Origin of the sequence: Psychrobacter sp. TB20-MNA-CIBAN-0197 (genome assembly GCF_040309765.1) — a bacterium.
GTDB lineage: Bacteria > Pseudomonadota > Gammaproteobacteria > Pseudomonadales > Moraxellaceae > Psychrobacter > Psychrobacter submarinus.
The window spans coordinates 1-314 of record NZ_JBEOPC010000280.1 but is presented as its reverse complement, the minus strand read 5'-3'; the positions used below and the strand labels follow the sequence as shown (position 1 = coordinate 314).

General features: G+C 39.8%; 1 protein-coding gene. It reads right to left on the bottom strand.

Annotated elements, in window-relative coordinates:
* On the bottom strand, positions 1-314 hold a 314-nt coding region (locus AAEY83_RS13665; RefSeq protein WP_351059623.1), incomplete at both ends, for a 3-hydroxyacyl-CoA dehydrogenase NAD-binding domain-containing protein.

Here is a 314-nt window from a genome sequence, read left to right as displayed (position 1 = left end):
GCCGGACCCATAGGCCAGCCAAATACGTTTTCCATTACTTTATCTACTTTTGCAAAGTTAGCGCCTTCAACCACTAATTTGCTAAAACCTGCAAAGTAAGGGAATAAAACACGGTTTACAAAAAAGCCAGGGCAATCGTTAACAACAATTGGAGACTTGCCTAATTTAAGCGCGTAATCAACTACGGCGTTAATGGTTTTATCAGAGGTTTTTGCACCACGGATAATTTCTACTAACGGCATTTTCGGTACTGGGTTAAAAAAGTGCATACCACAGAAGTTTTCTGGTTTATCTAACGCTTCTGCAAGTAAATC